Origin of the sequence: Siculibacillus lacustris, assembly GCF_004328075.1 — a bacterium.
In the GTDB taxonomy this organism is placed as follows: domain Bacteria; phylum Pseudomonadota; class Alphaproteobacteria; order Rhizobiales; family Ancalomicrobiaceae; genus Siculibacillus; species Siculibacillus lacustris.
Genome location: NZ_SJFN01000020.1, coordinates 16,497 through 30,852 on the forward strand (window position 1 = coordinate 16,497; position 14,356 = coordinate 30,852).

13 protein-coding genes are annotated in these 14,356 nt (G+C 69.4%); all 13 read left to right on the forward strand.

The features are described from left to right. Nucleotides 1–6: 6 nt before the first annotated feature. The 13 genes from ybeY (at nt 7) to truB (ending at nt 14,355) form a co-directional block, all read left to right on the forward strand. The gene (gene ybeY / locus EYW49_RS13820; RefSeq protein ID WP_407695476.1) at nt 7–474 is read left to right on the forward strand and encodes an rRNA maturation RNase YbeY; all 468 of its coding nucleotides are present in this window, start codon (nt 7–9) and stop codon (nt 472–474) included. Nucleotides 475–540: 66 nt separating this feature from the next. Beyond that, entirely contained in the window at nt 541–1,551 is a 1,011-nt protein-coding gene (locus EYW49_RS13825) for a hemolysin family protein (RefSeq protein ID WP_131310173.1), read from the forward strand. Between the two features lie 63 nt (nt 1,552–1,614). After that, complete coding sequence (gene lnt, locus EYW49_RS13830; RefSeq protein ID WP_131310174.1) at nt 1,615–3,264, forward strand: apolipoprotein N-acyltransferase; 1,650 nt, start codon at nt 1,615–1,617, stop codon at nt 3,262–3,264. Nucleotides 3,265–3,496: 232 nt separating this feature from the next. After that, on the forward strand, nt 3,497–3,916 hold the full coding sequence (locus EYW49_RS13835) for a helix-turn-helix domain-containing protein (protein WP_131310175.1): 420 nt from the start codon (nt 3,497–3,499) through the stop codon (nt 3,914–3,916). A 261-nt stretch (nt 3,917–4,177) separates the two neighbouring features. Continuing rightward, on the forward strand, nt 4,178–5,371 hold the full coding sequence (gene metK / locus EYW49_RS13840; protein WP_131310236.1) for a methionine adenosyltransferase: 1,194 nt from the start codon (nt 4,178–4,180) through the stop codon (nt 5,369–5,371). 73 nt (nt 5,372–5,444) lie between these two features. Continuing rightward, nucleotides 5,445–6,167: a tRNA (guanine(46)-N(7))-methyltransferase TrmB gene (trmB, locus tag EYW49_RS13845; protein ID WP_323052993.1), complete on the forward strand. Its 723-nt coding sequence runs from the start codon at nt 5,445–5,447 to the stop codon at nt 6,165–6,167. A gap of 209 nt (nt 6,168–6,376) precedes the next feature. Then, nucleotides 6,377–7,009, forward strand: coding sequence for a ribosome maturation factor RimP (gene rimP / locus EYW49_RS13850; RefSeq protein ID WP_131310176.1), 633 nt, complete (start codon nt 6,377–6,379; stop codon nt 7,007–7,009). Nucleotides 7,010–7,064: 55 nt separating this feature from the next. Continuing rightward, nucleotides 7,065–8,666: a transcription termination factor NusA gene (gene nusA / locus EYW49_RS13855; RefSeq protein ID WP_131310177.1), complete on the forward strand. Its 1,602-nt coding sequence runs from the start codon at nt 7,065–7,067 to the stop codon at nt 8,664–8,666. After that, complete coding sequence (locus EYW49_RS13860) at nt 8,653–9,378, forward strand: RNA-binding protein (protein WP_228259610.1); 726 nt, start codon at nt 8,653–8,655, stop codon at nt 9,376–9,378. Before nusA ends, EYW49_RS13860 begins: the two co-directional genes overlap by 14 nt. A 7-nt stretch (nt 9,379–9,385) precedes the next feature. Next, nucleotides 9,386–12,133, forward strand: coding sequence for a translation initiation factor IF-2 (infB, locus tag EYW49_RS13865; RefSeq protein ID WP_131310178.1), 2,748 nt, complete (start codon nt 9,386–9,388; stop codon nt 12,131–12,133). 95 nt (nt 12,134–12,228) lie between these two features. Continuing rightward, a complete protein-coding gene (locus tag EYW49_RS13870) occupies nt 12,229–12,780 on the forward strand; it encodes a YcxB family protein (protein ID WP_165498255.1) in 552 nt (183 codons plus the stop codon). After that, complete coding sequence (gene rbfA, locus EYW49_RS13875; RefSeq protein ID WP_131310180.1) at nt 12,704–13,174, forward strand: 30S ribosome-binding factor RbfA; 471 nt, start codon at nt 12,704–12,706, stop codon at nt 13,172–13,174. The genes EYW49_RS13870 and rbfA overlap by 77 nt, the downstream gene beginning before the upstream one ends. 257 nt (nt 13,175–13,431) lie before the next feature. Then, nucleotides 13,432–14,355 carry a tRNA pseudouridine(55) synthase TruB gene (gene truB / locus EYW49_RS13880; protein ID WP_131310181.1) on the forward strand — a complete coding sequence of 308 codons (924 nt, stop codon included), beginning with the start codon at nt 13,432–13,434 and terminating at the stop codon, nt 14,353–14,355. The last annotated feature ends 1 nt before the right edge of the window (nt 14,356 follow it).

Below are 14,356 nucleotides of genomic sequence, written 5' to 3' on the forward strand. Positions count from 1 at the left end.
ATCGCCGTGGACACCACCGTCGAGGCCGGCCCGTGGGGCGACCCCGAGGCCTGGCGGCCGCTGATCGAGCGGGTCGTCGCGGCGGTCGCCGTCCGGCCCGAACTCGACGTGCCGGACGCCGCCGAACTGTCGCTGCTGCTCACCGACGACGCCCATATCCGGATCCTCAACGCCACTTGGCGCGGACGCGACGCGGCGACCAACGTCCTGTCCTTCCCCAGCGCCGGCGACGACGAGGACCCCGGGCCGCTGCTCGGCGACGTCGTCGTCGCCCACGAGACCACCGACCGCGAGGCCCGCGCCGACGGTCGCACCTTCGAGGATCACTTCGCCCATCTCCTGGTGCACGGCCTGCTGCACCTCTTCGGCTTCGACCACGAGGACGACGCCGAGGCCGAGGAGATGGAGGCGCTGGAGACCGAGATCCTCGCCGGGATCGGCGTCGCCGATCCCTATGCCCAAGCGGACGATTGACACGCCGACCGGCCGCGACGCACCATGGGCGGGCGATTGCCGGGCGGCGAACCAGGCCGGGATGAGATGACCGACGCGAATACCCAGAGTACCGGCGCCACGGGTGACGGTCCCACGCGGACCGAGGCCCGTGGCGAGACCGCGCCCGATCGCGGCGGCGAAAGCTGGATCGATCGATTGCGCGCGGCGGTGGGGTGGAAACCATCCCCCGCGGCCCTGCGCGACAATCTCGAAACCGCCCTGGAAGACGGCCAAGAGGGCGAAGGCGGCGGCTTCACGGCGGAAGAGCGGGCGATGATCCGCAACATCCTCCGCCTGCGCGAGACCCGCGTCGACGACATCATGATCGCCCGTGCCGAGATCGACGGCATCGCCGAAGACACCCGCCTCGACCGCCTGATGCTGGTGTTCATGGAGACCGGCCACAGCCGCATGCCGGTCTATCGCGAATCCCTCGACGACGCGGTCGGCATGATCCACATCCGCGACCTGATGGGCCACATCGCCCACGCCTCGGCCCTGACTCCGCCGGCCGCCGCGCCGATCGGCATCGACCTCGCCCGCGCCGACCTCACCCGCACCGTCGCCGAAGCCGGATTGGTGCGCCCGGTGCTGTTCGTGCCCGGCTCGATGCCGGCCACCGATCTCCTCGCCCGGATGCAGGCCAACCGCATCCAGATGGCCCTGGTGATCGACGAATACGGCGGCGTCGACGGACTGGTCAGCCTCGAGGACATCGTCGAGACGGTGGTCGGTGACATCGAGGACGAACACGACGTGGTCGAAGAGGCCGGCATCGCCGCCGCCGGACCCGGCAGCTGGCTCGTCGACGCCCGCGCCTCGATCGAGGAGGTCGCCGCGGCGGTCGACTACGACATCGATCTCGAGGCGATCGGCCTCGACGAGGAGGTCGAGACGATCGGCGGTCTGGTCGTGTCCCTGACCGGCCGGGTGCCGGTGGTCGGCGAGACCGTCGAGATCGAGCGCCTGCCCGCGCTGCGCATCGAGATCCTCGACGCCGACGCCCGCCGCATCAAGCGCCTCAAGCTGACCCGCCTCTCCGCGGCCGCCGCCTGACGGCGCCGACGGCCCGGTCCCCCCCGATTCGGCCGCACGGCCGCCAACCACGAGAGACCGATCATGCTGGAGCGGTGGTCCCACGCCGTGATGCTCCTCTGGGGATGGCGTCGCCTCCTCTCCGTGGCGCTGGCCGGCAGTCTCGGCGGTCTCGCCCAGGCGCCGTTCCATGCCTTTCCGGTGCTGTGGATCGCTTTTCCGGTCCTGGTCTGGGCCCTCGACGGCGCGGTCGATCTCACCGGCCGGCGCGGTCTGGCGCGATTCTGGCCGGCCTTCCGGGTCGGCTGGGCCTTCGGCTTCGGCTGGTTCCTCGCCGGCCTGTGGTGGATCGGCAGCGCCTTCCTGGTCGACGTCGGCCAGTTCGGCTGGATGCTGCCGATCGCCATCGCCTCGCTGTCGATCGGCCTGGGCCTGTTTCACGGCCTCGCGACCCTGTTCGCCCGCCTGCTGTGGAGCGAGGGCCCGTCGCGAATCGTCGCCCTGGCGATCGGCTTCTTTCTCGCCGACTGGCTGCGCGGCCATGTCCTGACCGGCTTTCCCTGGGGCTCGATCGGTCAGGGCTTCGCCGCCAACGGTCCGATGATGCAGATCGCCGCGGTGCTCGGCGGCTACGGCGTGACCCTCCTGGCGGTGGTGGTCTTCGCCGCCCCGGCGGTGCTCGCCCGGGCGCTACCCGCCGATCGCCGCTTCGCCGCGGGGATCGCGGTGGTCTTCGTCGGCGTGGTCGGCTGGGGCGGCTATCGCCTCGTCGCCAACCCGACCACCTTCGAGCCCGGCTACCGCTTCCGGGTGGTGCAGCCGGCGATCGACCAGTGGACCAACTGGAGCCCGACCTTCAAGCACGAGACCGTCGCACGCTTCGTCGAACTGTCGAGCGGCCCGGCCCGCGATGCCGCCGGCGCGCCGCTCGCCGCCGACCTCAGGCCGAGCCTCGCCGGGGCGCGACCGAGCCGCCTGCCCGGCATCACCCATCTGGTGTGGCCGGAATCGGCCTTCCCCTTCCTGTTGGCCAACGAGCCCTGGGCGCTGGCGACGCTGGCCGAACTGCTCGGCGACGGCACCACGCTGTTCACCGGGGCGACCCGCGCCGAGGCGCCGGCCGCCGGCGAGACCCGCCCGCGCTTCTACAATTCGATCCTGGCGCTCGGCCCCGGCGCCGAGATCCTCGCCGCCTACGACAAGGTCCATCTCGTCCCCTTCGGCGAATACCTGCCGTTCCAGGACTTCGCCGAGAGCCTCGGCCTGTTGCAGCTGACCAAGCTGCGCGGCGGCTACACCCCCGGCCCGGGCCGGCGCACCCTGTCGGTCGCCGACACCCCGCCGTTTGCGCCGTTGGTCTGCTACGAGGCGGTGTTTCCCGGCGAAGTGGTGGCACCGGGCGAGCGACCGCGGTGGATGCTCAACGTCACCAACGACGCTTGGTTCGGCATGACCCCCGGGCCGTGGCAGCACCTCCACCAGGTCCGCCTGCGGGCGGTCGAAGAGGGGCTGCCGGTGGTCCGGGCCGCCAACGACGGCGTGTCGGCCGCGATCGATCCGCTCGGCCGGGTTGTCGGCAGCCTGACACTCGGTGCGTCCGGCGCCTTCGACTTCGACCTGCCCCGCCCGCTCCCGGCGACGATCGCCGCGCGCCATGGTGACCTTCTCGCCTGGCTGCTCGCACTGCTCGCATTTTCGACAATGAGTTTCCGCAGGATTAAGAACGAAGCTTAGTAGAACGTTGACTTCGCGAGCCGGCGATTTCAATGTTCGGTGAGCGGTGAACGAGCAGGACATGCTTGGGTCGAATCGTCGTCTGTGCGTCGAAGGTCGTCATCCGGCCCGAGACGAAATGCGTCGGTTGACCCGAATAAGTTCACCGCTCGAAACGGCCGGAATGGTATCCCCAACTTCCAGTCCTCGGTCCGGAGAAGAGCACTACAGAATAACAAACGAAGGCAAGAATATGGCCAGCAAAAAATCCCCCAATCCTATCGATATACACGTCGGAAGCCGCGTCAGACTGCGTCGCATGATGTTGGGCATGAGCCAAGAGAAGCTCGGAGAGCACCTCGGCATCACGTTTCAACAGATTCAGAAGTACGAGAAGGGCACCAATCGGATCGGCGCCAGCCGCGTCCAGGCGATCGCCCGGGTGTTGAGCGTGCCGGTGGCCTTCTTCTTCGAGGACGCGCCCGGTCTGACGCCGGTCGCCGGCGAACAGGGCTTCGACGAGCCGCAGTCGGCCTCCTACGTCGTGGACTTCCTGTCGAGCTCGGAAGGGTTGTCGCTGAACAAGGCGTTCATTCGGATCAAGGACCCCAAGCAGCGTCGCAAGGTCGTCGAACTCGTCAAGGCCATGGCCGGCGAAGAGGACGAAGCCTGATCTTTCGGACCGGAAGCGCAGCGACGTTCTCTCTGCGCTTCCGGTCCGAGCATTCGCGTCTCGCGCGGGCCGGGCCGGGAGAAATGCCCGTGCTTGACCGGTTTGCGCCTCCATTGGTATAGAAACCCACGCTCGGAGCGGTCGTCGATCGCCGCCGAAGCACGCGTCCGCGCCGCTCGGCCGGTCGTCCAGAACCGAGCCCGGCGCTTCGAGACACTATTCCCCTGAAGTTGCGGGCAATTCCCAAAGGGAAGGATGAACGTGTCTCGTTCGAGCCATCTATTCACCAGTGAGTCCGTCTCCGAAGGTCATCCCGACAAGGTCTGCGACCGCATCTCCGACGAGATCGTCGACGCATTCTTCCGCCTCGGACCGGAACTCGGCTGGGATCCGGCCCATCTGCGCGTCGCCGCCGAAACGCTCGCCACCACCAACCGGGTGGTGATCGCCGGCGAGACCCGCGGCCCGGCCGCGATCACCAAGGATCTGCTGTGCCATCTGGCGCGGCTGGCGATCCGGGACATCGGCTACGAGCAGGACGGGTTCCACTGGGACACCGCCGACATCGCCGTCCATCTCCACGCCCAGTCGGTCGACATCGCCGCCGGCGTCGATGCCAGCGGCAACAAGGACGAGGGCGCCGGCGACCAGGGCATCATGTTCGGTTACGCCTGCCGCGAGACGCCGGAACTGATGCCGGCGCCGATCTACTACGCCCACAAGATCCTCTACGACCTCGCCCAGGCGCGCAAATCCGGCCGCGAACCGCTGCTCGGCCCCGACGCCAAGAGCCAGGTGACGGTCGCCTACGAGAACGGCGTGGCGAAGCGCGCCGCCCAGATCGTGCTGTCGACCCAGCACGCCGACGGCCTGTCCTCGGCCGACGTGCGCAAGATCGTCGAGCCCTACATCGTCGCCGCCCTGCCCGCCGGCTGGGTCGACGAGTCGACCGTGTGGCACGTCAATCCGACCGGCAAGTTCGTGATCGGCGGCCCCGACGGCGACGCCGGCCTGACCGGCCGCAAGATCATCGTCGACACCTACGGCGGTGCCGCGCCGCACGGCGGTGGCGCCTTCTCCGGCAAGGACCCGACCAAGGTCGACCGCTCGGCCGCCTATGCCGCGCGCTACCTCGCCAAGAACGTGGTCGCCGCCGGCCTCGCCGATCGCGCCACCATCCAGCTGGCCTATGCCATCGGCGTCTCCGACCCGCTCGCCGTCTACGTCAATCTGCACGGCACCGGCAAGGTCGAGGAAGGCAAGCTCGAGGTCGCCCTGCGCGAGGTCATGCGGCTGTCCCCGCGCGGCATCCGCGAGCACCTCCAGCTCAACCGGCCGATCTACGCCCGCACCTCGGCCTACGGCCACTTCGGCCGCATCCCCGACGCCGAGGGCGGCTTCTCCTGGGAGAAGCTCGATCTCGTCGACGCCCTGAAGACCGCCGTCGGCGCCTGAGCCCGGCCGTCCCATCCGAAACCGAGACGCACGCGGGCCTCCCGCGTGCGTTTTCGCATCGAAGGAGAAGTTCGTGGCCGAGATCGATCCCGGCGTGCCGGACGACGAGGCGATCGTCGAACGCACCGGTGCCTTCTGGGGCCGTCGCCACGGCAAGGCCCTGCGCCTCGGCCAACGCGGCCTGATCGACACCGTGCTGCCGGCGCTGACCGTCGACCTGACGCAGCCGCCCGCCGATCCGCGCCGCCTGTTCCCGGTCGCCGTCGACGACGTCTGGGTGGAGAGCGGCTTCGGCGGTGGCGAACACCTGCTGGCGCTGGCGGCGGCCCGACCGACGCTCGGCCTGATCGGCGCCGAGCCCTTCGTCAACGGCATGGCCAAGGCCCTCGCCCGCCTCGACGGCAGCCCGCTCGCCGAGCGGGTACGCCTGCACCCCGCCGATTCGGTGGAATTGCTCGATTGGCTGCCGGAGGCCTCGATCGGCCGCTTCTATCTCCTCTATCCCGACCCCTGGCCGAAGAAGCGCCACTGGAAACGCCGCTTCGTCTCACCCGTCAACCTCGACCGCATCGCCCGCGTGTTGCGCCCGGGCGGCGAATTCCGCTTCGCCAGCGACTGGGCGCCTTACGTCGACTGGACCTTGCGCCGACTGCTCGATCACCCCGCCTTCGCCTGGACCGCGCGGACCGCCGACGACTGGCGCCGGCCCTGGGACGGCTGGCCGGGCACCCGCTACGAGGAGAAGGCGCTGCGCGAAGGCCGCACCCCGGCCTACGTGATCGCCCGACGCCTGTGAGTGAAATCGCCGCGGGGCATCTTGCGTTGCGAGGCGATCCGACTATATTGCGCTCCGAGCACGAACATCTCAGTCCGCTCCGACGAGCGAAGTGAGGGTGGGCCCCCCCGGGACCCGCTCTTTAGTCGTTGGAAAATCTGCCCATCGGAGACGGGTCGGACGATGTTCACCACCGAAGGTCGACGCCGGTCTCGCCGGTCGTCGCCACCATGAGGACGACGCAACTGCCGACGCGCCACGAACCCCGCCTGGTCACCGAATCCGGTCTCGACGCCCGTATCGCCGCGCTCGCCGAGCCGGTGATCGAAGATCTCGGATTCCGTCTGGTGCGCGTCAAGACCTCGGGGCGCAACGGCTTCACCGTTCAGATCATGGCCGAGCGGCCCGACGGCACCATCGGTGTCGACGACTGCGAGGCGATCAGCCGCAACGTCGCCCCGGTGATCGACGCCGAGGATCCGGTCGATCGCGCCTATTTCCTGGAAGTGTCGTCGCCCGGCATCGATCGGCCGCTGGTGCGCCGCTCCGACTTCGAACGTTGGGCCGGCCATGTCGCCAAGATCGAACTCGCCCGCGGCCACGAAGGCGGCAATGACGGCCACGACGGTCGCAAACGTTTCCGCGGCCATCTCCTGGGGCTGAAGGACGACACCTTCGGCGTCCGCCTCGAGGACGTCGCCGAAGGCACTTCGGAGTCGGTGTGGTTGGCTCTCGATGCGCTCGCCGAAGCGCGGCTGGTGCTCACCGACGATCTCATCGCCGCATCGCTGCGGGCGGCCAAGGCGGCTCTCCGCGACGACGAACCCGACGACGACGGGGTCGCCGAACCGCCGGTCCACTGACAACGACATCACGAGCCCGGTCCGAAGTCGACCGGTGTCCTCGAGGGAGAAGACCATGGCAGTCAGCGCCAACAGACTGGAACTCCTCCAGATCGCCGATGCGGTCGCCCGCGAGAAGGTGATCGATCGCAAGATCGTGCTCGCGGCGATGGAGGATGCCATCCAGAAGGCGGCCCGCTCGCGCTACGGATCCGAGACCGAAGTGCGTGCGGAGATCAACCCGCGCACCGGCGAGATCAAGCTGCAGCGCCTGCTCCAGGTGGTCGAGGACTTCGAGAGCCCGGCGACCCAGATCCCGCTGGCCGACGCCCGCCTCAAGAACCCCGACGCCGCGGTCGGCGACTTCATCGCCGAACCGCTGCCGCCGATGGACTTCGGCCGCATCGCCGCCCAGTCGGCCAAGCAGGTGATCGTCCAGAAGGTCCGCGAAGCCGAGCGCGATCGCCAGTACGACGAGTTCCACGACCGCATCGGCGAGATCGTCAACGGCTCGGTCAAGCGCATCGAATACGGCAACGTCATCGTCGATCTCGGCCGTGGCGAGGCGATCATCCGCCGCGACGAGTTGATCCCGCGCGAGGCCTTCCGCAACGCCGACCGCGTCCGCGCCTATGTCTACGACGTCCGCCGCGAACAGCGCGGGCCGCAGATCTTCCTGTCGCGCACCCATCCGCAGTTCATGGCCAAGCTGTTCGCCCAGGAAGTGCCGGAGATCTACGACGGCATCATCGAGGTCAAGTCGGTCGCCCGTGATCCGGGCTCGCGCGCCAAGATCGCCGTGATCTCCCGCGACAGCTCGATCGATCCGGTCGGCGCCTGCGTCGGTATGCGCGGCTCGCGCGTCCAGGCGGTGGTGCAGGAGCTCCAGGGCGAGAAGATCGACATCATCCCCTGGTCGAACGACGCCGCCACCTTCATCGTCAACGCCCTGCAGCCGGCCGAAGTCGCCAAGGTCGTGCTCGACGAGGACGCCGGCCGCATCGAAGTGGTGGTGCCCGACGATCAGCTGAGCCTCGCCATCGGCCGGCGCGGCCAGAACGTCCGGCTCGCCTCCCAGCTCACCGGCTGGGACATCGACATCATGACGGAAGCCGAGGAATCGGAGCGCCGTCAGAAGGAATTCCACGAGCGCACCCAGCTGTTCATGGCCGCCCTCGACGTCGACGAGGTGGTCGCCCAGCTGCTCGCCACCGAAGGCTTCGGCTCGGTCGACGAACTGGCCTATGTCGGCGTCGACGAGATCGCCCGCATCGAGGGCTTCGACGAAGAGACCGCGGAAGAGATCCAGTCCCGCGCCAACGCCTATCTCGGCGCGATCGAGGCCGCCCAGGACGCCGAACGCCGCGAACTCGGCGTCGCCGACGAGCTGCGTCAGGTCCCCGGCGTCACCACCGCGATGATGGTGGCGCTCGGCAAGGACGGCATCAAGACCATCGAGGATCTCGCCGGCTGCGCCACCGACGATCTGGTCGGCTGGAACGAACGCAAGAACGGCGAAGTCGAAAAGCACGCCGGCATCTTGCTCGGAATTGAACTGTCGCGCGCCGAAGCCGAGGCGATCATCATGGCGGCGCGTCTCGCCGCCGGCTGGATCACCGCGCTCCCGGAGCCGACCGAGACGGTCGAGGAAGGCGAGGCGGCGAGTGCCGAACTCTGACGACGACGCGGCCGACCCGACGTCGGTCGACGACGACGGGCCGGTCGAATTCGATGAACGCCCGCCGCGCAAGGCGGACGTCATCCGCACCTCGATCGTCACCCGTGAGGCGATGCCGATCGAGGCGCTGTTGCGCTTCGTCCACGCGCCCGACGGCAGCGTGGTGCTCGATCTGAAACGCGACCTTCCCGGTCGCGGCGTCTGGGTCGAGGCCACCCGGGCCGCGGTCGACAAGGCCGTCGCCAAGAAGCTCTTCGCCCGCGGCTTGCGCACGGGCGTGACGGTCGATCCCGGGCTCGGTGCCCTGGTCGATCGCCTGTTGTGCGAGCGGGCGCTCGGCTCTCTCGGGCTGGCGCGCAAGGCGGGACTGGTGGTCACCGGTTTCGCCAAGGTCGATTCGGCGGTGGCACGCGAGCCGCTGGCCGCCCTGGTCCACGCGGCGGAAGCCGGCGCCGACGGGGTCTCGAAGATGACTGCGGCGCTCCGGCGCCGCTTCGGTGAAGGGGTCGGATGCCCGGTCGTCCGAATCTTCACCGGAGCCCAATTGGATTTGGCATTGGGTCGGTCGAATGTGATACATGCTGCGCTGCTTGCTGGCCGGGCGAGCGACAGTTTCCTCGAGCGCGCACTCGCGCTCGGACGGTACCGCGGCATCGAGGCGGCGGAACCGAACGGCCATCAAGCGACGCGCGGCACCACGCCGCAGGAATGACAGGCACATGAACGATACGAAGAGCCCCGGCGAGAAGACCCTCCACGTCGACGTCAAGAAGACGCTGACGCTGAAGCCCAAGACCGACACGAATGTGGTTCGGCAGAGCTTCAGTCATGGCCGGTCGAAGGCCGTGCTCGTCGAGACGAAGAAGAAGCGGGTGCTGAAGCCCGGCGAGGTCGAGCCGCCCGCGGCGATCGCCCCCAAGCCGGTCGAGGCCGCGCCCGCGCCGACGACGGCTGCCGTCGCCGCCGCTCCGGCCGCCGCGCCGGTGCCGGTCGCCGCCCCGCGCGTCGAAGTCCGTCCGCGGGCCGAAGAGCAGCGCCGCCCGGTGGCCCAGCCGCCGCAGCAGCAGCAGCGCTCCTCGGCGCCGCAGCGCACCGGCGCGATCCTCCAGACCCTCTCGGCCGGCGAACGCGCCGCGCGTGAGAAGGCGCTGGCCGAGGCCCGCATCCGCGAGGTCGAGGACAAGAAGCGTCGCGAAGAAGAAGCTCGCCTGCGCGCCATCGAGGACGAACGCCTGCGCATCGAGCGCGAGGCCGAGAACCTGCGCATCGCCGCCGAGGCCACCGCCCGGCGCATCGCCGAAGAAGAGCGCCGCAAGGCCGCCGGCGACACCGAACCCTTCATCGAGACCGATCAGACGCCCGCCGAGGCCGCCGCCGCCAAGGCGATCGCCGCCGTCGATCGCCCGGCGGTCGCCGGTCCCGTGGTCGCCCGTCCCGCCCGCGACGTCGAGGAAGACGACGACGACGCGCCGCGCCGTGGCGCCGCCCGTCCCGGCGCCACCCCGACCGCGCGCAAGCTGCCGGTCCCGGCCGTGCCCAAGCCCGTCCGCCCGAAGGGCGACGAAAAGCCGCGTGGCAAGCTGACCGTCGTCAACGCCCAGACCGAAGAAGAAGAGAACGACGGCCGCGGCCGCTCGGTCGCCGCCTTCCGTCGCCGCGTCCAGCGCCAGCAGCGCCGCATGCAGACCTTCGAACCGCGCGAGAAGATCTCCCGCGAGGTCATCCTGCCCGAGACCATCACCATCCAGGAACTCTCCAACCGGATGGCCGAGCGGGGCGTCGACGTCATCAAGCTCCTGATGAAACAGGGGCAGATGCTCAAGATCAACGACACCATCGACGCCGACATGGCCCAGCTGATCGCCGAGGAACTCGGGCATACGGTCAAGCGCGTCGCCGAATCGGACGTCGAAGAGGGTCTGTTCCGGATCGGCGACGAAGACGGCGATCTCGTCTCGCGGCCGCCGGTGGTGACCATCATGGGCCACGTCGACCACGGCAAGACCTCGCTGCTCGACGCGATCCGCTCGACCAAGGTGGCGGCCGGCGAAGCCGGCGGCATCACCCAGCACATCGGCGCCTATCAGGTCGAGAGCAAGGGTCAGAAGATCACCTTCATCGACACCCCCGGCCACGAAGCCTTCACGGCGATGCGGTCGCGCGGCGCCAAGGCCACCGACATCGTCATCCTGGTGGTCGCCGCCGACGACGGCGTCATGCCGACCACCGTCGAGGCGATCAACCACACCCGCGCCGCGGGCGTGCCGATCATCGTGGCGATCAACAAGATCGACAAGCCGGACGCCGATCCGCAGCGCGTCCGCACCGCCCTGCTCCAGCACGAGATCGTGGTGGAATCGATGGGCGGCGACACGCTCGAGGTCGAGGTTTCGGCCAAGCAGCGGCTCAACCTCGACAAGCTGCTCGAGGCCGTGCTGCTGCAGTCGGAAGTGCTCGAACTCAAGGCCAACCCGACCCGTCCGGCCGAAGGCACGGTGATCGAAGGCAAGCTCGACAAGGGCCGCGGCCCGGTCGCCACCGTGCTGGTCCAGCGCGGAACCCTCAAGGTCGGCGACATCCTGGTCGCCGGCGGTGCCTGGGGTCGTGTCCGCGCGCTGCTCACCGAGAGCGGCGACGCGGTCCGCGACGCCGGCCCCTCGACCCCGGTCGAAGTGCTCGGCTTCCAGGAGACCCCCGAGGCCGGCGACCGCTTCGCGGTGGTCGAGAACGAGGCTCGCGCCCGCGAAGTCGCCGACTACCGTCTGCGCGTCAAGCGCGAGAAGGCCCAGGCCCGCGGATCCGCGGCGCGCGGCTCGCTCGCCGAGATGATGAGCCAGCTCAAGGAATCCGGCCGCAAGGAGTTCGTTCTGGTCGTCAAGGGCGACGTCCAGGGCTCGCTCGAAGCGATCGTCGGCGCGCTCGAGAAGCTCGGCAACGACGAGGTCCGCGCCCGCATCATCCACGGCGGCGTCGGTGGCATCACCGAATCCGACGTGTCGCTGGCCTCCGCCTCGAACGCCGCGATCATCGGCTTCAACGTCCGCGCGTCGAAGGAGGCCCGCGAGGCCTCCGAGCGCGAGGGCGTCGAGATCCGCTACTACAACATCATCTACGATCTGGTCGACGACGTGAAGAAGGCGATGAGCGGCATGCTCACGCCGGAGATCCGCGAGACCATGCTCGGCAACGCCCGCATCCTGGAGATCTTCGCGGTCTCCAAGGTCGGCAAGGTCGCCGGCTGTCTGATCACCGACGGCACCGTCGAACGCGGCGCCTCGGTCCGCCTGATCCGCGACAACGTCGTCATCCACGAAGGCAAGCTGAGCCAGCTCAAGCGCTTCAAGGACGACGCCAAGGAAGTCCCGGCCGGTCAGGAATGCGGCATGGCCTTCGAGAACTACCAGGACATGCGCGCCGGCGACGTCATCGAGTGCTACCGGGTCGAGGAAATCGCCCGCACGCTCTGAGGTCCTCGCCTTCGGGTTTCGGGCGGCGCTTGCGGGTGCCGCCCGTTCGTTTCCACCTGTCTCGATCGGGTCCGATCCCTGACGCAGGGTGTTCCATGTCTCAGACTTTCGAATTCCGCATGGCGCGGACGGACTGGGTCGCCTTGTCGACCGCCGTCGCGCGTCGCCCGTTGGCCTTCCGCATCGCCACGGTGGTCGCCATGGCGAGCCTGGTGGCGATGGTGCTGGCCTTCCTCTCGGCGCCGGACGGCGGAACCCTGCTCGCTTCGGCGCTCGCCGGCGGGGCCGACTGGTATCCGTTCTACGGGATCATCGCCCTCTTCGCGGTGGCCCTGCTCTTCCGCCATCGGTTGATCGGCTTCAACGCCGCCGCCGGCTTCGCCCGTCTGCCGCTCGCCGACAAGCTCCTGGTGGTCGACGCGGAAGAGACCGACGTCCATGTCGTCGCTCCCGATTTCGATTGGCGCTTTCCCTGGGCCGCGGTCTTCAGGCTGATCGAGACTCCGACCCATCTGGTGATCGCCACCGGCGGTCGCGAGGGCCTGCCGGTGCCGCGTCGCGCCTTCGCCGATGCCGCCGCATTCGAGGCCTTCCGCGCCTTCGTCGTCGCCCATCTGCCCGAGGAGGCTTCCCATGAACGCTCCTGAAGACCACGGCCCGTCCCAGCGCCAGCTGCGCGTCGGCGAGATCGTCCGCCACGCCCTGGCCGAGATCCTCGCCCAGGGCCGCATCGCCGATCCCGACCTCGACGGCACCATCATCACCGTGCCGGAAGTGCGCATGTCGCCCGACCTCAAGGTGGCGACCGCCCTGGTCATGCCGCTCGGCGGCCGCGACGCCGACAAGGTGATGACCGGGCTGGAGCGCTCGCGCAAATGGCTGCGCGGCCAGATCGCCCGCAAGGTCAACCTCAAGTTCGCCCCCGACCTGCGCTTCCGTCTCGACACCCGCTACGACGACGACATGCGCATCACCCGTACCCTGCGCAGCCCGGTGGTCGCCCAGGACCTCGGCAAGGATCCGGACGCGACGGAGGACTGAACCGCATGCGAGGGAGGCGGGGCCGCACCCCCCCTCCCTGTCCCTCCCCCTCCAGGGGGGAGGGAACGACGATCGCGAGGCCCCCGATCGCGGCACGCCGCCGCCGTCAACCCGCCGCCCCACCGCGATCTCCGGGCGAAAGTCCCGAACGTCCCCGCCACCTCGTCCCCTCCCCCCTGGAGGGGGAGGGACAGGGAGGGGCGGCGGGACCCGCCGAACCCCTCGACACCGAAACGCATCACGAAGGCAGACCCGGAATGGCCCGCAGGAAGAAATTCGACGACGTCCACGGCTGGATCGTGCTCGACAAGCCGGTCGGCCTGACCTCGACCCAGGCCGTGTCGCGCCTCAAGCGTCTGTTCCATGCCAACAAGTGCGGCCACGCCGGCACCCTCGATCCGCTCGCCTCGGGCCTCCTGCCGATCGCCTTCGGCGAAGCCACCAAGACCGTCTCCTTCGTCATGGACGGCACCAAGATCTATCGCTTCACCGTCCGCTGGGGTCTCCAGACCGCCACCGACGACGCCGAGGGCGGGATCGTCGCCCGCTCCGACGTCCGCCCGTCGCGCGCCGAGATCGAGGCGGTGCTGCCCGAATACATCGGTGAGATCCTCCAGGTGCCGCCCCAGTTCTCGGCGATCAAGATCGACGGCGAGCGCGCCTACGACCTCGCCCGCGACGGCGAGGCGGTCGAGCTCGAGGCGCGGCCGATCGAGATCCACGACCTCGCCCTGGTCGACGTCCCCGATGCCGACACCGCGGTGTTCGAGTGCGAATGCGGCAAGGGCACCTATGTGCGGGCGCTGGCCCGCGACATGGGGCTGCGGCTCGGCTCCTGCGGCCATGTCGTGGCCTTGCGCCGGGTGATGGTCGGGCCCTTCGAAGAGACCGACATGGTGCTGTTGCCCGATCTCGAGGCGGCGGTCGAGGCCGATCTCGGTGAAGCGCGTCGGCTGATCCGGCCGATCGAATCCGGGCTTGCCGAGGTCACCGAAGTGCCGGTCAACCGCGACGCCGCCGCCCGCCTGCGTCGCGGCCAGTCGGTGATCCTGCGCGGCCGCGACGCTCCCGCCGACGAGGCGGCGGTCTACGCCACCTGCGGCGGCGAACTGGTGGCGATCGGCGAGGTCGAACGCGGCGAGCTGCTGCCGCGCCGGGTCTTCGTGCTCGGCGAGGCGTGAG